Origin of the sequence: Sulfuricurvum sp. RIFCSPLOWO2_12_FULL_43_24 (genome assembly GCF_001829605.1) — a bacterium.
Lineage (GTDB): Bacteria > Campylobacterota > Campylobacteria > Campylobacterales > Sulfurimonadaceae > Sulfuricurvum.
This window is the reverse complement of sequence record NZ_MIBT01000093.1, coordinates 12,354-29,405: the sequence shown is the minus strand read 5'-3', so window position 1 is coordinate 29,405 and position 17,052 is coordinate 12,354. Positions and strand designations below refer to the sequence as shown.

Genomic DNA, 17,052 nt, shown 5'->3' with positions numbered 1-17,052 from the left:
AGAAAGAATAGCAATTATACGAGAACTGCTTCGCGTTGACCTACTTCGAGATGACCGATAACGTATCCATCCGTTGAAGAGAGAACATCCGCTACATCCCCTTCTTTAACAACCAAAATCATCCCCACACCCATATTGAATGCGCGGAACATCTCGGTATGTTCAACGTGTTGACCGATCAATTCGAAGATAGGTAGAACACGGATAGAAGATTCGGAGATAACGGCACGTAATCCCTCTGGAAGGACACGTGGGAAGTTCTCAACAATTCCGCCCCCCGTGATGTGCGCAAGGGCTTGAATCTTATCTTTGAGTGCTTTAAATGTTTTGACATAGATACGTGTCGGAGTAAGAAGCGTTTCGATGAGAGGTTTTCCCTCAAATTCGTCTTCGAATTTCATTCCCATTTTTTCAAACAACACTTTGCGTGCCAATGAGAATCCGTTTGAGTGAAGACCCGAACTTGGTAATGCGATGAGGATGTCTCCCGCAGCTACTTTGTTTGAACGGTCAAGTTCGCTTTTTTCTCCGATACCGACGGCAAAGCCGGCCAAGTCGTAATCATCTGAGTGGTACATCCCCGGCATCTCAGCCGTTTCACCGCCGATAAGGGCACATTCGGCTTGACGGCACCCCTCAGCAATACCGCTAACGACGGCAGTAGCGGCAGTGACATCGAGTTTACCGGTTGCGTAATAGTCGAGGAAAAATGAAGGGGTTCCAAAATTACAAATTAAGTCATTGACACACATCGCGACTAAATCGATTCCGACCGTGTTATGAATACCTGAATCAATAGCGAGTTTGAGTTTTGTTCCGACACCGTCTGTTGCGGCGAGCATTACCGGTTCTCGGTATCCAGAAGGTAGTTCAAACGCACCGGCAAATGATCCGATTCCACCGAGTACACCGGCTATTGCAGTCGATTTAACGAGTGGCTTGATATTTTCGACAAAACTGTTACCTGCATCGATATCGACACCGGCGTCTTTGTAGCTGATTTGGCTCATTAAGTCCCTCATCTGTTGTAATGAGGGAATTATAACGAAGGGAGAGTTAGGAGAAGTTTATTTTTCGTAACAAGATCCGAAAACTTTTTTGAATGTCCATAATGAAGGGCAAAAATCGGTGATGGCCCATACGATAACCATCACAATGACGAGAGTTTGAAGAATCATAGCGTAGAGCAATTGGTTATTGGCAAACAAAAGCATTGCTGCGATTAAGACGATAGCCATTAAAAAGCGTTGAATTTTTTCAGCACACATTGTAGCTCCTGAATTAATAAGAATAATTGTTTGAAATTATAGCAAATCAGATCGTGTTAACCTTTAACCTCTGAGTATAAATGGAATATTCAAACCTTTTTAATCTCCGCGTGTTACAATCGCTGAAAAATTTCTGTTACCATAAGAAGAGAAACCCTTAATGAAAACATTTATCTATCCTGAAATGATGACCCATGTTGCGATGTGTACCCATAAAAATCCCCGCACGGTGATGGTGCTGAGCACTCAAAGCGATCTTCTTAAAACAGAAATGGCACGTTATCGTGACACAGAATCGGTGTATGCCGATACCAATGATCTATTGAACGGACTCCGCGAGCAAGCGGATAAAAGCACCGATGTGTTACTTTTGGATACGCTGAGCGATGATAGTGCTGTATTCGCCCATGCTAACCGTATTTTAAAAGAAGATGCTTTGATGGTGTGTAAGCATCCTGCGCTGGATGATGTGAGTGCTAATACCAAACTCATGCAGATTTTAGGAAACTATTTTAAAATTATTATGCCGTATCATCTCGAAGATGGTTCTACCCTCTTGCTTTGCTCAAAAGAGTATCATCCGACGGCTGATTTGATTTTACAGCGCAGTGATTTACTCGAAGGACACCAATACTATAACTGTGATGTCCATATCGCCGGATTCGCGATGCCGCAATATGTTCGAAAAAATTACCTCGGAATTATTCGTAACTAATGGCATTTGAATATCATTTTTTTTATCACGCCATCGGAACCCGTCCCGATAGCTACTCTAACGCTAAGTTCTCCTCGGCGGAGAGCCCACGCGCAGTAAAACCGCGCTATTCGAGATAATTATGGCTTTTGAATATGCTATCGCACTCACGGGAGGGATTGCAACGGGGAAAAGTACCGTTGCTTCATTGCTCGGGTTAAACGGTCTTCGCATCATCGATGCTGATACGATTGCTCACCGTATTTTGGATGAAAACAGTTCTTGGGTAGCGGAACGATTTGGTCAAGAATTTGTCAAAAACTCTAAAGTGGATCGTCCTGCCTTGGGTAAAATAGTTTTTGCCGATCCCAAAGCGAAAAAAGAGCTCGAAAGTTTTCTCCATCCTAAAATCCGTGCTGCGATCGAAGAGCAAAGCGAAAAACAAGACCGCCTCAAATACCCGTATCTGATCGATATCCCCCTCTTTTTTGAGACATCTTCGTATCCGATCAAAAACTCAGTGGTCGTCTATACTCCTAAAACATTGCAATTAGAGCGATTTATGAAACGCAACGGTTTCTCCGAAGAGGAGTCTTTGCGCCGCATCGAAAGTCAGATGGATATCGATGAGAAAAAATCGCGCGCGACATGGGTAATCGATAACTCCTCTAATCTTAAACATTTGCAGAAAGAGTGTGAGCAGTTTGTTGATAGTATTAAATTGCTTTATCCCGCTCCAAAAATAAATTAACTTTCTTGTATAACTTCTAAATTAGATTCCGAATCGAGTTCGGAATGACGAGGATGTTGAGCTTTTGTCATCTAACAAGGTTGTTTGATTTTTGTCATCCTGAACTTGATTCAGGATCTAGGTTTCCTATTATATAATTCAATAAAGACTTATCAAGAGGATATCTTCATGCTCCAAATTGCTAAATACTGTGCCAGCGGCAACGATTTCGTCATCTTTCATGCTTTTCACGGGGCAGATCGCTCAGGGCTTGCACGAACTCTCTGTGATCGTCAAAACGGTATCGGAGCGGATGGCTTGATTGTTGTTCTTCCTCATGAACAGTATGATTTCGAGTGGGAATTTTACAATGCAGACGGTTCTACCGCATCAATGTGCGGAAACGGAAGCCGCGCGTGCGCTCATTACGCGTATCGTTTTGGATTAGCGCACGAGTCAATGGAGTTTTTAACGGGTGCAGGGGTGATAAAAGCCACTGTGGAGGGGGATATGGTTCAGAGTGATCTAACCCCTCCACTGGTGATTAATGACGCGATTTCAGAGCATGAGATGAGATGGTGGCTGATCGATACCGGCGTTCCTCATCTCGTGACATTTGATGCGGATATGGAACATTTTAATATTGCGATGGCGAGAGAGCTTCGCCACAAATATAATGCTAATGTCAATATTGCCCGTGTAGAGAGCAATGGTGCTATTCATGTCCGTACTTATGAGCGCGGTGTTGAAGATGAGACATTAGCGTGCGGAACAGGGATGGCAGCGTGTTTTTATCGTGCTTCCATCGAGGGATTGGTTGCGGATAATGCTCGTGTTTATCCTAAAAGCGGAGAAACGCTCTATTTAGGGCTTGATGAGGGAACGATTACGTTCAAAGGGGAAGTCAAAGGGGTTTTTGAAACCTACTGGAGATTTTAAACGCCATCGGAACGCGTCCCGATTGGCTACGTTAACACTGGGTTTCCTTCGGCAGGAAGCCCAAAATCGCTTGCGATTTTTTTATAAACCCGCTCTCTCCATAATCTGCGCCTGAGTATCGGCAATTAACGGTTCGATAATATCGTCCATCAATCCCCCCTGCATAATCTCTTCGAGACGATAAAGGGTGAGGGTAATACGGTGATCGGAGATGCGATTTTGAGGGTAGTTGTAGGTACGGATACGTCCACTGCGATCTCCTGTTCCTACTTGATCTTTACGCTCCGACATCTCTTTTTCTTTTGCCTCTTGCATTTGCATATCATAAATACGCGCTTTGAGGATTTGCATCGCTTTATCTTTATTTTTATGCTGCGATTTTTGATCTTGGTTAGTGACGACGATACCGGTCGGGAGGTGGGTAATACGTACGGCAGAGTCGGTCGTATTGACACTTTGCCCTCCTGATCCGCTTGAGCGCATAACGTCGATTTTGAGATCATTTTCATTGATAATGACTTCAACATCATCGACTTCCGGCATCACGGCAACGGTAATGGCTGAGGTATGAACCCGTCCTTGGGACTCGGTAGCCGGGACGCGCTGAACGCGGTGAGTTCCCGCCTCGTATTTGAGACGTGAGTAAACCTGTTCCCCTTTAATGAGGGCGATGATCTCTTTAAATCCGCCTGCATCGGAGGGACTGCTACTCATCAGCTCGATTTTCCACCCCTTTACATCGGCGTAACGGACATAGGCATTGAACAAATCCCCGACAAAAATCGCCGCTTCATCTCCACCCGTTCCGGCACGCAATTCGATATAAATGTTTCGTTTGTCATTGGGGTTGCTTGGGATGAGGAGTTTTTTGATCTCGTCCTCGAGAGGTTCAACCATCGGCTCTAATGATCGTAACTCCTCTTTGGCAAGCTCTCCGAGTTCTGCATCAAACGCGAGCGATTTGTTCTCTTCAATATCATCGAGGAGTTTTTTGTACTCAGTCGCTTTGCTAACAATGGCTTGGATAGAAGATTGCTCTTTCGAGAGATCGGTCATTCGTTTGATATCATTGCCGATATCGGGAGAACTCAAAAGTTCGGTTAATTCGTTATAACGGTTGATAAAAGGGGTGAGTTTGTCGGATAACATAAGTGTGTCCTAAAAGAGGCGTTTTGAGAAAATTAAAGAAGGAATTTTGCCCTGAGGGCAAAAATTAGGCTGCGATTGCGTTAACAGCGAGGTGAAGACGGCTAACTTTACGTGCAGCAGTCTCTTTTTTCAAGACACCTTTGCTTACATATTTATGAAGGTTAGCGTTAGCGATAACAAGAGCAGCTTTCGCTTCTTCTTTGTTTCCTGCATCTACGGCAGTACGAACTGCTTTAACAATGTTTTTAATACGTGTGCGATAGAATCGGTTGCGTTCTGTACGCTTTTCCGTCTGACGGATACGTTTCAATGCTGACTTATGGTTTGCCATGGCATTTATCCTTGTCGAATTTTTTTTAGGGTAGAATACTACCTTAAAGATAATTAAATTTAAGTTAAATTTTATGGATTATCTCTCAAAAGCTTGAAAATTATGGTAAAAAGGAAATAAATTATAATGAAACTCTTTGGAACCGACGGAGTACGCGGTGAAGCGGGCTCGTTTTTAACGGCAGAATTGGCGATGCGTGTAGCGATGGCGGCCGGGATTTATTTCAGTGAGCATTCCCGAACCAAAAAAATTTTAGTGGGGAAAGATACACGGCGCAGTGGCTATATGATTGAAAATGCGATTGTGACCGGCCTTACCGCAGTAGGATATGACGTCGTTCAAATCGGTCCGATGCCAACTCCTGCAATTGCTTTTTTGACGCTGAATATGCGGTGTGATGCTGGGATTATGATTTCAGCAAGCCACAATCCCTACGAAGACAACGGAATCAAATTTTTCGATGCCCAAGGTAATAAACTCTCCGAAGAGATTGAAGCTCAGATCGAAGCAATTGCCCACGATAAAGCCCGCCTTGAAGAAGGTCAGGTCACAGGCAAAAAAATCGGAAGTGCAAAACGGATCGATGACGTTATCGGCCGCTACATTGTTCAACTCAAAAACTCATTCAGTCGAGAATTAACCCTTCAAGGGTTACGTATTGTTTTGGATACGGCTAACGGAGCAGGGTATAAAGTGGGACCGACGGTGCTTGAAGAACTCGGTGCCGAAGTGATCGTATTGCACGATAAACCCAACGGATTTAATATCAATGAAGGGTGCGGAGCACTGCATACCAAAGATTTGCGTGAAGCGGTCAAACAGTACCGTGCCGATATCGGTTTGGCGCTCGATGGAGATGCTGACCGCCTTATCGTTGTGGATGAAAATGGTGATGAAGTGGACGGCGATCAGATTCTTGGAGCACTGGGGCTGTTTTTGCATCGCACCGGACAGCTTAAAGGGGGCGGGATTGTCTCTACCGTCATGAGTAATCAAGCGTTAGAAGATACGATGAATGAGAACGGTTTGAAACTCTTCCGCTCTAATGTCGGCGATAAATACGTTTTGGAAGTAATGCGTGAAAACGGGATTAATTTCGGTGGAGAGCAAAGCGGTCATATCATTTTGCACGATTACGCTAAAACGGGTGACGGACTGGTAAGCGCATTGCAGATTTTGGCACTGCTGCTGACCTCCGCGCAAAAAGCAAGTAAAGTGCTTCGTCCATTTAAGCTTTATCCGCAAAAACTGGTGAATATTAAAGTCAAAACGAAAAAACCGCTCGATCAAATCAAAGGGCTGGATGAAAAACTGAAAGAAATCGAAGCTGCACATATGCGTCATCTGATCCGATATTCGGGTACAGAGAATAAACTTCGTATTTTATTAGAGGGCAAAGATGCCAAAGTGATGGAAAAAGCGATGGAGAAACTCGTAGGCTTTTTTGAGAAGGTCTTGAATGGTTAGATCGATTGTCATCTTATTGTTGGTAATGAGCAGTGCTTTGCTCATCGATCAAGCGATAAAATCGATTTTTTTAGGCGGGTTTCGACTTTATTCTCCCTATATCGATCTGATTTTAGTTTTTAATAAAGGGGTTGCTTTTTCAATGTTTGCTTTTTTAGAGGGAGCATTGAAATGGATACAGCTCGTTTTATTAGCCGGTGTCATCGGCTATACTCTCTGGCTGAAAAGAACATGCTACCTGATCCCTGTCGGTATTTTGGCAGGTGCAGGATTCTCGAATGTAGCAGATCGTTTTATGCATGGCGGTGTTGTTGATTATGTTTATTGGCATTACGGATTTAATTTTGCCGTTTTTAACGCAGCCGATGTGATGATCGATATTGCCGTAGTATGGTTATTGATTTTAAACTTCCGACCGCAGTCGTGTAAGGGTTAAGTGACTTTTAACTTCCACGCGGCTATAATTTCGCTCTTGCATTAATTTTGATGGTCTTATAGCTCAGTTGGTAGAGCACTACCTCGACAAGGTAGTGGTCACAGGTTCGAGTCCTGTTGGGACCACCATTTCTCTTTAATTTTCTTCAAAATTTATTTATTTAATCGTAAACCAATCAACAATCCCGTATAATCCGCGATATTTTCTCAACGAGGGACACCCTTATGGATATTATTGCACTCAAGCATGATGATCAAATAATCGATTTACAAACGGCAGAAGCACTTGGAATTACGGGTGAAGAGATCGTTTACGACAACTCTCCCGATTCTCTCGAAGTTCTTCGCCACTCATGTGCGCACTTGATGGCTGAAGCGATCAAGGCACTCTATACCGATGCAAAATTTTTCGTCGGACCGACGGTAAAAGAGGGTTTTTATTACGATTTCAAAGTAAACGAAACGCTCAATGAAGAAGACTTGAAAACGATCGAAAAAAAGATGCTCGACATTGCCAAAGGCAAAGAGAAGATCACCCGTTACGAAATTACCAAAGAGGAAGCTCGCGTTAAATTCGCAAACGACCATTTGAAACAAGCGGTTATGGATCGTATCCCGTCCGAAACCGTAACGATCTATAAGCAAGGTGAATTCGAAGACCTTTGCCGTGGGCCTCACTTGCCGAGTGTCGGTTTGATCCGTTATTTTAAGCTTACCAAAATCTCCGGTGCGTATCTCGGAGGCGACAGTAAAAACGAAATGTTGACCCGTATCTACGGTATCGCGTTTGCTGACAAAGAGTCACTCAAAGCGTATCTTGATCAAATGGCGGAAGCCGAAAAACGCGACCACCGCAAAATCGGTGCCGAGATGAAACTTTTCACTTTCCGTGAAGAGGTCGGTGCGGGATTCCCGATCTGGCTCCCTGCGGGTGCGCGTATGCGTTCACGTTTGGAACAACTCCTTTTCAAAGCCCACCGCAAGCGCGGCTATGAGCCGGTACGCGGTCCAGAGATGTTGCGTAGCGATCTATGGAAAGTATCGGGTCACTATCAAAACTACGGTGAAAACATGTATTTCACCCATATCGACGAGTTGGAGTTCGGGGTTAAACCGATGAACTGTGTTGGTCATATCAAAGTGTACGAACATGATTTGCATTCGTACCGTGACCTTCCCCTCAAATATTTCGAATACGGGGTGGTACACCGCCATGAAATGACGGGAGCGCTTCACGGGTTGTTCCGTGTTCGTGAGTTTACCCAAGACGACGCACATATTTTCTGTACGACCGATCAGATCGAACAGCAAATTATCGAAGTTGTCGATTTCGTTGATAAGATCATGAAAACATTTGAGTTTAACTACAAAATGATGATCTCGACCAAGCCTGAAAAAGCGGTCGGTGATGACGCTGTTTGGGAGATTTCAACCAACGCACTCAAGAACGCGATGGATAAAAACAACCTCACCTATGAGATCGATGAGGGGGGCGGAGCGTTTTACGGTCCTAAAATTGATATCAAAATTACCGATGCTATCGGACGTGAATGGCAGTGCGGAACGATCCAGCTCGATTTCAATCTTCCGGCGCGGTTTGAGCTCGAATACAACGGCGAAGAGAATGTTAAAATTCAACCTGTAATGATTCACCGCGCAATTTTAGGTTCTTTTGAGCGATTTGTTGGTATATTGACGGAGCATTACGCTGGGGAGTTCCCGATGTTTATCGCTCCGACGCAGGTTGCAATCGTTCCGATTGCCCCTTCACACGAAGCATACGCACGTGAATTGGCCGATAAATTGATCGATTTGGGTGCCGATTTTGAGATTTTCGATAAAAATGAAAGTCTTAATAAACGTATCCGTACAGCGGAAAAAGGTCGTGTACCGATGATCATCGTTTTAGGCGATGAAGAGGTAAACAACAAAAGCATTGCAGTGCGTGATCGCAGGTCACGTGAGCAATACAACCTAAGCGAAGAAAATTTCCTCGCAATGGTTAAACAAAAAATTAATGAGGTACATTTTTGATTAAGAAACAAGACCGAGTCCAAATGAACGAGGATATCCGCGTTCCTGAGGTACGTTGTGTAGTAGATGGTGGTGAAGCATTAGGGATCATTACGATTCAAGAGGCTATGGCTAAAGCCAACGAACTGGGGCTTGACCTCGTATTGATCTCTCCGGATGCGAAACCGCCGGTTGCAAAGATCATGGACTACGGTAAGTTTCATTATCAAGAAGAGAAAAAGAAAAAAGAGGCACGCAAAAAGCAGACCAAAGTTGAAGTCAAAGAGATCAAACTTTCGGTCAAAATCGCTGAAAATGATGTTAGCTATAAAGTAAAACATGCGCGTGAATTCCTCGAAGAGGGGAAACATGTCCATTTCCGTGTATTCTTACGCGGTCGTGAGATGGCACACCCTGAAGCTGCTGTTGCGGTTTTACAGCGTGTTTGGCCGATGGTTGAAGATATCGGTATGATGTATAAAACACCTGCTATGGAAGGGCGTTATTGCAATATGATGATCCATCCAATCAAAAAAGAAGATAAAAAATAAAAGATTCTTCTCACATTTAGATCCTGAATCAAGTTTGGAATGACTGCGTTACGAGTCAGCGTCATCCTGAACTCGATTCGGAATCTAACTTCTAACGATAACAAAACATCAGTAAAAGCTTTTTTATGGTATAATCCGCGTCTCGTTTAGAGAATTTTTGCGAAAGGATCAAGCCGATGCCAAAAATGAAATCAGTAAAAGGGGCGGTTAAACGCTTCAAAGTAAAGAAAAACGGCACGCTCAAACGTGGTTCTGCATTCCGTAGTCATATTTTGACTAAACAAGATGCAGGAACTCGTCGCGGGCAAAAAACACCGAAAGTTGTTGCTGCTGTTGATGCTAAAAACATCAAAAAGATGATCGTAGGCTAAAACCTATTAACCCTCCAGCGTAACGTTGGGCAAGTCCGCATAGCGGCACCCCGTCATTTATATTTGAAGTGAACCGGGTCAAGAAAGGAAAAAAATGCCAAGAGTAAAAACTGGTGTCGTAAGACGCAGACGTCATAAAAAAGTATTGAAACTCGCACGTGGTTTCTACAGTGCACGCCACAAACATTTCCGTAAAGCGAAAGAGCAACTCGAGCGCTCACTCGTATACGCGTTTCGTGATCGTAAACAGAAAAAACGTGAATTCCGCAAATTGTGGATTATCCGTATCAATGCGGCATGCCGCCTAAACGGAATGAGCTATTCAGTATTCATGAACGGCCTTAAACGTGCCAACATCGAACTTGATCGCAAAATCCTTGCTGATTTCGCTATGAACGACGCAGCGGCATTTACTGCCCTCACCGCTCAAGCTAAAGCAGCGCTGTAATTCTAAACACTTCGGGGGTAACTCCTCGAAGACTTCTTCTCTTTTTTCATACATCCAAACCTAATTCAAAACGACAAACCGTTCAAAGAACGATTTATTGCTCGATTCTATACCCTTTGTTCTCAAGACATTTTTGACACTCAACTGTGATCGGAGCACGTGAAGCTTCAGTAGCTGCTTTGAGATCATAATAGCGGCACTCTTGAAAATCGGCTTTAATACGCTCTTCGGTTTTACCTGCAGGGCATATAACACCATTCACAGCAATTTGTTTTTCAGCACATCCGCTGACTAAAAGTGTAACAGTGACAGTAGCAAGAAATAGAGCTTTTTTCATAATTAATGTTCCTCTTTGAGTGAATTTTCGAATAAATAGCGGTGTTCAATCGGTAAAGTGTTATAGATCACGTTGGCTAAATCGCGGATTTCCCAAAGTGCGGCTTTATCGCTACGAAGCGAAATAAAGTTCTGTAGACTTCGTGCATTTATTGTCCATGTTAATTCTGTTTTGTAACTCTCAGGAAGGCAGTATTTGGCACGATCGTTACTTATCCCTTCTACGAGTACCAGTCGGAGGTTTTCGAGCGCTCTGATGCTCATTTGATCAACCATCTCTACACCGCTCATAACTAAATATTTTGAAGCCCGCTCGATATCATCAATAGCATAGGGGGCTTCATCTTTCAACTCTTTGAGGGTGTAGCGGGTACTTTTAACCGAGAGACTCGCCATGCGGTGACGTGCGAGCTCTTGGAGCAATGCACGGCTAATCCCTTCTAAATAAAAATTATAGACGAGATGCTCCAGTGTAGATGCGTGTTTGAATTTATTTCCGACACGATCGATAAGGGCACGGTCAGCTTCCCCTCCGTTGTCGCTTTTGTCAAAGCTTTGCCAACACGTACGGATGGCATCGGAACAGATTACAAGAGGTGTATAGTGGTGCAGGGTTACTTTCATGGGTGTGTCTTTGGAAGTAGTTTTGAGAGAGTATAGCGAAGATGGGATTAAAAGAGAATCAGTTCATGGTTTGACAGGCTCATTACGAACGGATAATTTCCGTTCACCCTGAGCTTGTCGAAGGGTGTTACATTACGAAAACGTGTGGAACGATAAGCGGGTATTTTTTCATTTTGCGATAGATGTGTTTGCGCACAACTTGGCGTAAATCATTTTCCAACGCTTTAGGGTTCTCGATAAGACCCGGTTTGAGGTTAATGAGAAAGTGTTCTAATACATCTTCCATCTCTTGGGCGAATGCTTTATCGTGACGATCGGCTACGATACCAAAGCTGGTGACAAGCGGTTTGGAAAGGAGGCGTGATTCTGCGGCGCTGACTTGCGCCACCAGCATAACCATCCCTTCACTTGCCATTTTTTGGCGATCGATAACAATATCGTCTTCGATTTGGTGGTTATTCTGGTTATCAATATACGTTTTACCGGTTTTAACCGTTTTGGCTTTACGCATCATTTTGGTGTTCACTTCGATGCAGTCGCCATCACTCATAAGGAGGATATTACGCTCAGGAACGCCACAGGTGATTGCGGTATCTTTGTGCTTCATAATGTGATTATATTCACCGTGAACAGGGAGGAAGAATTTAGGGTTGGTAAGGCGAAGCATTAATTTCTGCTCTTCCATACTCGCATGTCCTGAAACGTGGATATCGCGGTCATTGGCGACACGAGCTCCGGCACGTTGGAGATAGTTGAGCATTCCTGAAATAGAACCCTCATTCCCCGGAATCGCACGGGCAGAGAGGACGATCAAATCGGTCGGTTTGATTTTGATGTGGCGGTGTTCACCGATTGCCATACGGAAAAGGGCTGAGCTTGGTTCTCCCTGACTTCCTGTGGTAACGATAAGAACATCTTTATCGCTCATGCGGTTTGCCTCTTCGGCATCGATGAAGATATTTTTTGGAATTTTGATGTAATCGTATTGCATACACACTTCGAGGTTACGCTCCATGGAGCGACCGATAACACACACTTTACGGTTGTATTTAATACCGGCTAAAATAGCTTGGTACACGCGGTGAATGTTTGAGCTAAAGGTCGACATAATGATACGACCTTCAGATTTTGAGAAAATACGATCAAACCCAGGCGCTACGGTAAGCTCACTCGGTGTCCACTCTTTATTGTACGAGTTAGTCGAATCTGAGAGAAGACATAGAACCCCTTTTTCTCCATAATGGGCAAGACGGTGCAAATCAGCAGTATAGCCATCTACCGGAGTATGGTCGATTTTAAAGTCACCCGTATGGATGATGGTACCCGCTTTGGTCGTGATCGCCAATGATGAAGAATCGATGATTGAGTGGGTCATGTGCATCCATTCGATATCGAAATCGTTTCCGATGCGGTACACTTGACGTTTTACGATCGGATTGAAATAACGGCGGAAATCACGCATGTGATGCTCGTCGAATTTATTACCGATCATTGCTAAAGGAAGCGGTGTCCCGTAAATCGGGAATTGCATCTCTTTGAAAAGGTACGGTACCCCTCCGATGTGGTCTTCGTGAGCATGGGTAATGATAACGGCTACGATTTTTTTACGAATTTCACGTAAATAGGTAAAATCAGGGACAAGAATATCAACACCGTGCATCTCTTCATCTGGGAAGCTCATTCCGATATCGATGACGATTGCTTCATTTTCGGTTTCGATGACCGTGATGTTTCCACCGATTTCTCCGAGTCCTCCGAGAGGGGTAATACGGACTTTATCGTTGTTATTAAGATCGAGTTTGAAATGAGGGTTGAGACGATTTTTATGAGCGTCTTGGTTTTTCATAACAAAATCACGTAAGTTTCCATCTATCGGCGCACTTGGTGCCCCACGGCGTCCGCCACGTCCTCGGTCGCGACCTGAACGATTTGGTTCGGCATCGGTCGCATTTTCTGATCCCTCTACACGATCCGTGCGCGGTGGGCGGTTGTCTTGGCGTGGAGGACGGTTGTCGGTACGCGGTGGGCGATTATCATGACGCGGAGGTCTGTTATCGGTACGTGGCGGACGGTTGTCTTGACGCGGTGGGCGATTGTCTTCGCGAGGTTCAGCGCTTGGACGCTCAGCTGTTGCTGCTTCTGAGCCTTCTGGACGGTTGGCATTTCGGCTACGGAAAGGGCGGCGGTTGCTGCGGCGTTGGCGATTTTCCCCTTGGGGTTGTGCTGGTGATTCTGTTTGTTCATCGGACATAATATTTCCTTCTGTACGCTCTGGCGTAATAGTTTTTTAGGTATGTTTGGATGCTCTAAAATGCCCAGAAAAGGTTATTTTATAAGGGCGTAGAGCCGGTGAAAGTCAGAGGTGTCAAGCTGATGAGGTCGGATGGAGCGTTCCAGTTCAAGCGTTTCAAAGGCTTGAACGAGAAGAACACCATCATAGCGTGAGGAGAGATTTTTGTGGAGGGTTTTACGGGGCTGTGTAAAGGCCGCTCGTAAAAATTCTTCAAACCCTTCATCATTACGATTCGACCGTTTAGAAATGAGCAGTACGGATGAATCGACTTTGGGAGCTGGCTCGAATGCGCTGGGGGGGACGCTTAACACGATCTCCGCCTCAGCCACACTCTGCGTAATTACGCTGAGCGCTCCAAAAGCTCTCTCTCCAGGTGAGGCAGAAAATTTCTCTGCTACTTCACGCTGTATCATGACAAGCAAGTTTCGGCACGCCGGATCGGCGAGGGCTTTTAGGATGATGTTGGTCGCGATGTAATAGGGCAAATTTGCCACTAAATCGTACGGTTCATCCAAAAGCTCACTCTTCCAATGCTCTAACACATCTCCGCAACGGAGTTCAAGAGTATTGGTACTGATAGCATCGGCAAATTGGTGCTTCAAATGCTTGCACAAGTCGGTATCGACCTCAAAAGCAGTAACACTTTTGACATCAACTAAATACTTAGTTAAATCACCTAATCCAGGCCCGATTTCTGCGATACGATGAGGTGTATCGGGCATCGATTGGATGATTTGTGCTAAAACAGCTTCATCTTTTAAAAAGTTCTGGCCAAATTTTTTCTTGGCGATAGCGGCACGGTCTTTTTGCATTGCCCTGATTGTACCCGATAAAGTGTTAATAGCTTATTAAAGCACAAAAATGTCCGTTTTTAGGTGATTTGAATGAAGGTTATCAATTCACAGCCTTTATCGTTACTTTTGGTAATGCACACTATACTTCCGTAATGATAGTGCTAAAGGGTTTCCATGGATAATTTTTTTGCAAAACGGATCATTCCTTGTTTGGATGTTAAAGATGGCCGTGTTGTCAAAGGTGTTAATTTTGTCGGGCTCAAAGATGCGGGAGACCCCGTCGAAGTGGCAAAACGGTACAACGAAGAGGGGGCGGATGAGATAACTTTTCTCGATATTACCGCTTCACATGAAGAACGCGATACGATTGTTCATATCGTCGAACAGGTCGCGAAAGAGGTATTTATCCCCCTTACCGTCGGCGGTGGAATACGGGTTCTGGATGATATTTACAAACTTCTTGCCGTCGGGTGTGACAAAGTGAGTATCAACTCTGCGGCGATCAAACGCCCTGAGTTTATCAATGAAGGCTCAAAACGGTTCGGAAGTCAGTGTATCGTAGTGGCTATTGATGTGAAAAAAACGGGCGATCAATACAACGTTTATCTCAATGGCGGGCGAGTCGATACAGGGATTAATGCACTGGAGTGGGCGAAAGAGGTTGTTGATCGCGGAGCGGGGGAGATTCTCCTCACCTCGATGGACGCTGATGGAACCAAAGCGGGATTTGATCTCTCCATCACCGAACAAATCAGCCGCGCTGTGAATGTTCCCGTCATCGCCAGCGGCGGGGCGGGGACGATGGAACATATCAAAGAGGCGTTTGAACACGGTGCCGATGCGGCATTGGCGGCGAGTATTTTCCATTACAAAGAGATCGACATTATGGATCTCAAACGCTATCTATCGGCGAATGGGATTCCGGTACGCTTATGATACTCTGCGCAGGGAATAATGAGACGTTTGATTTTGCGATACCGATAGGGGTGGGGCTGATCGACAGTGCGATCAATTTGACCCGCCATTGTTTGGTTCACAAGCCTGAATTTCTCCTTTTCGTGGGGAGTGCGGGAAGTTACGGCGAACCTAAAATCAATGACATCATCGAGTCTAAAACGGCAGCTAACATCGAGTTAGGGTTTTTGGATAAAAGTGCCTATACCCCTATCGATAACGTCGTTTCGGCACAAACGGAAGCGATCAAAGATGTTATTGTAAACTCTTCGAACTACATCACGACGAGTGAGCGTGCAATGGTGCAAATGAGAGCGCTCGGGATGGGGATTGAGAACATGGAATTTTTCAGCGTGATGCGGGTGGCGCAGGTGTTCGGTATTCCTGCGGGTGGGGTGTTTTGTATCACGAACTACTGCGACGCAAACGCTCACCGTGACTTTATCGCCAATCACGGATTTGCCAAAGTGCTATTGCGTGAGTATTTGAAAGAAAAAGGGTTGATCCGTGGATAAAAAATGTATTTTGGATTACACCAAAGCCGAACTTGCGGGGATGGTGAAGCCATCGTTTCGTGCCAAACAAATTTGGGGCTGGATTTATCATCAGTATGCGACAAGTTTTGATACGATGGTAAATCTTCCCAAAGCGATGCGCGAAGAGTTAGCATCTCAGTATGAGATCATGCCCCTCAAAATCGCCCGCAAAGAGTGCTCAACCGATGGGACTATTAAATACCTCTTTGAACTGAGTGATGGAAAAACGGTCGAGACGGTGTGGCTTAAAATGAAAGATGAGTCTATCGATGATGAGGGGAATATTGAACATGAAGCACGCTTTACAGTGTGTGTTTCGACACAGGTGGGGTGCAAAGTGGGATGTTCGTTTTGTCTCACCGCCAAAGGGGGGTTTACTCGTGATCTGAGCGCGGGGGAAATCGTTGCACAGGTATTGGCGGTGAAGATGGATAACAATCTCGCCGCACATCGCCGACTTAACATTGTCTATATGGGGATGGGGGAGCCACTCGATAACTTGGACAATCTCGCCAAAGCAATCACCATTTTTAAAGACGAAGAGGGATTGTCTATTTCGGGTAAACGTCAAACCGTATCGACCAGCGGGCTAAGTACGAAGATTGATAAACTGGGTGAGATGGATTTGGGGGTTCACATCGCTATTTCGCTCCATGCGGTGGATGATGAATTGCGCAGTGAACTGATTCCGATGAACAAAGCGTACAATATCGCTTCGATCATTGATGCGGTGAAACGGTTTCCGATCGATACCCGTAAACGGGTAATGTTTGAGTATCTCGTCATCAAAAATAAAAATGATGATTTGGTCTCGGCAAAAAAACTGGTGAAACTTCTCCATGGGATCAAGGCAAAAGTGAACCTGATCTTTTTTAATCCGTATGAGGGGTCTGATTATCAGCGCCCGAGCCGTGCCGATATGGTCGCTTTTCAAGAGTATCTGATTAAACATGGTGTGTTGTGTACGATTCGTGACTCCAAAGGGCTGGATATTAGTGCGGCGTGCGGGCAGCTAAAAGAAAAAGAATTAAGTGAGGTTGTGTAATGTCGGGTATGGATTGGTTTCAAGTCGGGTTTTTAGTGATCGTTGTCGGTGTCGGTTTGGGCGGCTTTATTTGG

At 44.8% G+C, this 17,052-nt stretch carries 20 protein-coding genes and 1 tRNA gene; 13 read left to right on the top strand and 8 right to left on the bottom strand.

The annotated features are described in order from the left end of the window. Positions 1 to 14 precede the first annotated feature (14 nt). Positions 15 to 1,010, bottom strand: coding sequence for a phosphoribosylformylglycinamidine cyclo-ligase (purM, locus tag A3G19_RS08825; protein WP_294872115.1), 996 nt, complete (start codon positions 1,008 to 1,010; stop codon positions 15 to 17). A 57-nt stretch (positions 1,011 to 1,067) separates the two neighbouring features. Then, positions 1,068 to 1,268, bottom strand: a complete 201-nt coding sequence (locus tag A3G19_RS08820) for a hypothetical protein (protein WP_015652528.1) — start codon at positions 1,266 to 1,268, stop codon at positions 1,068 to 1,070. A 160-nt stretch (positions 1,269 to 1,428) separates the two neighbouring features. Here A3G19_RS08820 and A3G19_RS08815 point away from each other — a divergent pair, with 160 nt between their 5' ends. The 3 genes from A3G19_RS08815 to dapF all read left to right on the top strand — a co-directional run bounded on the left by A3G19_RS08815 (position 1,429) and on the right by dapF (position 3,631). Beyond that, positions 1,429 to 1,983, top strand: a complete 555-nt coding sequence (locus tag A3G19_RS08815; protein ID WP_294872112.1) for a spermidine synthase — start codon at positions 1,429 to 1,431, stop codon at positions 1,981 to 1,983. Between the two features lie 121 nt (positions 1,984 to 2,104). Next, positions 2,105 to 2,713, top strand: a complete 609-nt coding sequence (gene coaE, locus A3G19_RS08810) for a dephospho-CoA kinase (RefSeq protein WP_294872110.1) — start codon at positions 2,105 to 2,107, stop codon at positions 2,711 to 2,713. Between the two features lie 168 nt (positions 2,714 to 2,881). After that, entirely contained in the window at positions 2,882 to 3,631 is a 750-nt protein-coding gene (gene dapF, locus A3G19_RS08805; protein ID WP_294872108.1) for a diaminopimelate epimerase, read from the top strand. Between the two features lie 81 nt (positions 3,632 to 3,712). On the opposite strand, the gene prfA is transcribed toward dapF, so the two are convergent. Then, entirely contained in the window at positions 3,713 to 4,780 is a 1,068-nt protein-coding gene (prfA, locus tag A3G19_RS08800) for a peptide chain release factor 1 (protein ID WP_015652532.1), read from the bottom strand. 64 nt (positions 4,781 to 4,844) lie between these two features. Next, positions 4,845 to 5,111: a 30S ribosomal protein S20 gene (rpsT, locus tag A3G19_RS08795; RefSeq protein WP_015652533.1), complete on the bottom strand. Its 267-nt coding sequence runs from the start codon at positions 5,109 to 5,111 to the stop codon at positions 4,845 to 4,847. Between the two features lie 126 nt (positions 5,112 to 5,237). On the opposite strand from rpsT, the gene glmM reads away from it, so the two are divergent. The 7 genes from glmM (at position 5,238) to rplT (ending at position 10,396) form a co-directional block, all read left to right on the top strand. Beyond that, positions 5,238 to 6,578, top strand: coding sequence for a phosphoglucosamine mutase (gene glmM, locus A3G19_RS08790; RefSeq protein WP_015652534.1), 1,341 nt, complete (start codon positions 5,238 to 5,240; stop codon positions 6,576 to 6,578). Further along, positions 6,571 to 7,014 (top strand): signal peptidase II, encoded by a 444-nt coding sequence (lspA, locus tag A3G19_RS08785; protein ID WP_015652535.1) that lies wholly within the window; start codon positions 6,571 to 6,573, stop codon positions 7,012 to 7,014. Before glmM ends, lspA begins: the two co-directional genes overlap by 8 nt. A gap of 52 nt (positions 7,015 to 7,066) precedes the next feature. Next, positions 7,067 to 7,142 (top strand) — tRNA-Val (locus A3G19_RS08780). Between the two features lie 96 nt (positions 7,143 to 7,238). Beyond that, a complete protein-coding gene (thrS, locus tag A3G19_RS08775) occupies positions 7,239 to 9,047 on the top strand; it encodes a threonine--tRNA ligase (protein ID WP_015652536.1) in 1,809 nt (602 codons plus the stop codon). Beyond that, positions 9,044 to 9,577 (top strand): translation initiation factor IF-3, encoded by a 534-nt coding sequence (gene infC / locus A3G19_RS08770; protein ID WP_015652537.1) that lies wholly within the window; start codon positions 9,044 to 9,046, stop codon positions 9,575 to 9,577. The genes thrS and infC overlap by 4 nt, the downstream gene beginning before the upstream one ends. 176 nt (positions 9,578 to 9,753) lie before the next feature. Further along, positions 9,754 to 9,948 (top strand): 50S ribosomal protein L35, encoded by a 195-nt coding sequence (gene rpmI, locus A3G19_RS08765; protein ID WP_015652538.1) that lies wholly within the window; start codon positions 9,754 to 9,756, stop codon positions 9,946 to 9,948. 94 nt (positions 9,949 to 10,042) lie between these two features. After that, the gene (gene rplT / locus A3G19_RS08760) at positions 10,043 to 10,396 is read left to right on the top strand and encodes a 50S ribosomal protein L20 (protein ID WP_015652539.1); all 354 of its coding nucleotides are present in this window, start codon (positions 10,043 to 10,045) and stop codon (positions 10,394 to 10,396) included. 94 nt (positions 10,397 to 10,490) lie between these two features. On the opposite strand, the gene A3G19_RS08755 is transcribed toward rplT, so the two are convergent. The 4 genes from A3G19_RS08755 to rsmA all read right to left on the bottom strand — a co-directional run bounded on the left by A3G19_RS08755 (position 10,491) and on the right by rsmA (position 14,461). Next, entirely contained in the window at positions 10,491 to 10,733 is a 243-nt protein-coding gene (locus A3G19_RS08755) for a hypothetical protein (RefSeq protein ID WP_015652540.1), read from the bottom strand. Between the two features lie 2 nt (positions 10,734 to 10,735). Continuing rightward, positions 10,736 to 11,356: an FAD-dependent thymidylate synthase gene (gene thyX / locus A3G19_RS08750; RefSeq protein WP_015652541.1), complete on the bottom strand. Its 621-nt coding sequence runs from the start codon at positions 11,354 to 11,356 to the stop codon at positions 10,736 to 10,738. A gap of 127 nt (positions 11,357 to 11,483) precedes the next feature. Then, positions 11,484 to 13,607 carry a ribonuclease J gene (locus A3G19_RS08745; RefSeq protein WP_015652542.1) on the bottom strand — a complete coding sequence of 708 codons (2,124 nt, stop codon included), beginning with the start codon at positions 13,605 to 13,607 and terminating at the stop codon, positions 11,484 to 11,486. A 74-nt stretch (positions 13,608 to 13,681) separates the two neighbouring features. Continuing rightward, positions 13,682 to 14,461 (bottom strand): 16S rRNA (adenine(1518)-N(6)/adenine(1519)-N(6))-dimethyltransferase RsmA, encoded by a 780-nt coding sequence (rsmA, locus tag A3G19_RS08740; RefSeq protein ID WP_015652543.1) that lies wholly within the window; start codon positions 14,459 to 14,461, stop codon positions 13,682 to 13,684. Positions 14,462 to 14,617: 156 nt separating this feature from the next. On the opposite strand from rsmA, the gene hisF reads away from it, so the two are divergent. From hisF to rlmN, 3 genes are read left to right on the top strand one after another with little or no spacing between them, the layout of a single operon-like run. Beyond that, positions 14,618 to 15,379 carry an imidazole glycerol phosphate synthase subunit HisF gene (hisF, locus tag A3G19_RS08735; protein WP_015652544.1) on the top strand — a complete coding sequence of 254 codons (762 nt, stop codon included), beginning with the start codon at positions 14,618 to 14,620 and terminating at the stop codon, positions 15,377 to 15,379. After that, positions 15,376 to 15,912, top strand: a complete 537-nt coding sequence (locus A3G19_RS08730) for a purine-nucleoside phosphorylase (RefSeq protein ID WP_294872105.1) — start codon at positions 15,376 to 15,378, stop codon at positions 15,910 to 15,912. Before hisF ends, A3G19_RS08730 begins: the two co-directional genes overlap by 4 nt. Then, positions 15,905 to 16,978 carry a 23S rRNA (adenine(2503)-C(2))-methyltransferase RlmN gene (gene rlmN, locus A3G19_RS08725; RefSeq protein ID WP_294872102.1) on the top strand — a complete coding sequence of 358 codons (1,074 nt, stop codon included), beginning with the start codon at positions 15,905 to 15,907 and terminating at the stop codon, positions 16,976 to 16,978. The genes A3G19_RS08730 and rlmN overlap by 8 nt, the downstream gene beginning before the upstream one ends. Positions 16,979 to 17,052: the final 74 nt, after the last annotated feature.

Coding starts and splice junctions, on each gene's coding strand:
- rpmI (WP_015652538.1), top strand. CDS start 9,754: ATGCCAAAAATGAAATCAGTAAAAGGGGCGGTTAAACGCTTCAAAGTA.
- lspA (WP_015652535.1), top strand. CDS start 6,571: ATGGTTAGATCGATTGTCATCTTATTGTTGGTAATGAGCAGTGCTTTG.
- prfA (WP_015652532.1), bottom strand. CDS start 4,780: ATGTTATCCGACAAACTCACCCCTTTTATCAACCGTTATAACGAATTA.
- hisF (WP_015652544.1), top strand. CDS start 14,618: ATGGATAATTTTTTTGCAAAACGGATCATTCCTTGTTTGGATGTTAAA.
- rplT (WP_015652539.1), top strand. CDS start 10,043: ATGCCAAGAGTAAAAACTGGTGTCGTAAGACGCAGACGTCATAAAAAA.
- rsmA (WP_015652543.1), bottom strand. CDS start 14,461: ATGCAAAAAGACCGTGCCGCTATCGCCAAGAAAAAATTTGGCCAGAAC.
- purM (WP_294872115.1), bottom strand. CDS start 1,010: ATGAGCCAAATCAGCTACAAAGACGCCGGTGTCGATATCGATGCAGGT.
- A3G19_RS08815 (WP_294872112.1), top strand. CDS start 1,429: ATGAAAACATTTATCTATCCTGAAATGATGACCCATGTTGCGATGTGT.
- A3G19_RS08755 (WP_015652540.1), bottom strand. CDS start 10,733: ATGAAAAAAGCTCTATTTCTTGCTACTGTCACTGTTACACTTTTAGTC.
- glmM (WP_015652534.1), top strand. CDS start 5,238: ATGAAACTCTTTGGAACCGACGGAGTACGCGGTGAAGCGGGCTCGTTT.
- A3G19_RS08730 (WP_294872105.1), top strand. CDS start 15,376: ATGATACTCTGCGCAGGGAATAATGAGACGTTTGATTTTGCGATACCG.
- coaE (WP_294872110.1), top strand. CDS start 2,105: ATGGCTTTTGAATATGCTATCGCACTCACGGGAGGGATTGCAACGGGG.
- thyX (WP_015652541.1), bottom strand. CDS start 11,356: ATGAAAGTAACCCTGCACCACTATACACCTCTTGTAATCTGTTCCGAT.
- A3G19_RS08745 (WP_015652542.1), bottom strand. CDS start 13,607: ATGTCCGATGAACAAACAGAATCACCAGCACAACCCCAAGGGGAAAAT.
- dapF (WP_294872108.1), top strand. CDS start 2,882: ATGCTCCAAATTGCTAAATACTGTGCCAGCGGCAACGATTTCGTCATC.
- rpsT (WP_015652533.1), bottom strand. CDS start 5,111: ATGGCAAACCATAAGTCAGCATTGAAACGTATCCGTCAGACGGAAAAG.
- A3G19_RS08820 (WP_015652528.1), bottom strand. CDS start 1,268: ATGTGTGCTGAAAAAATTCAACGCTTTTTAATGGCTATCGTCTTAATC.
- thrS (WP_015652536.1), top strand. CDS start 7,239: ATGGATATTATTGCACTCAAGCATGATGATCAAATAATCGATTTACAA.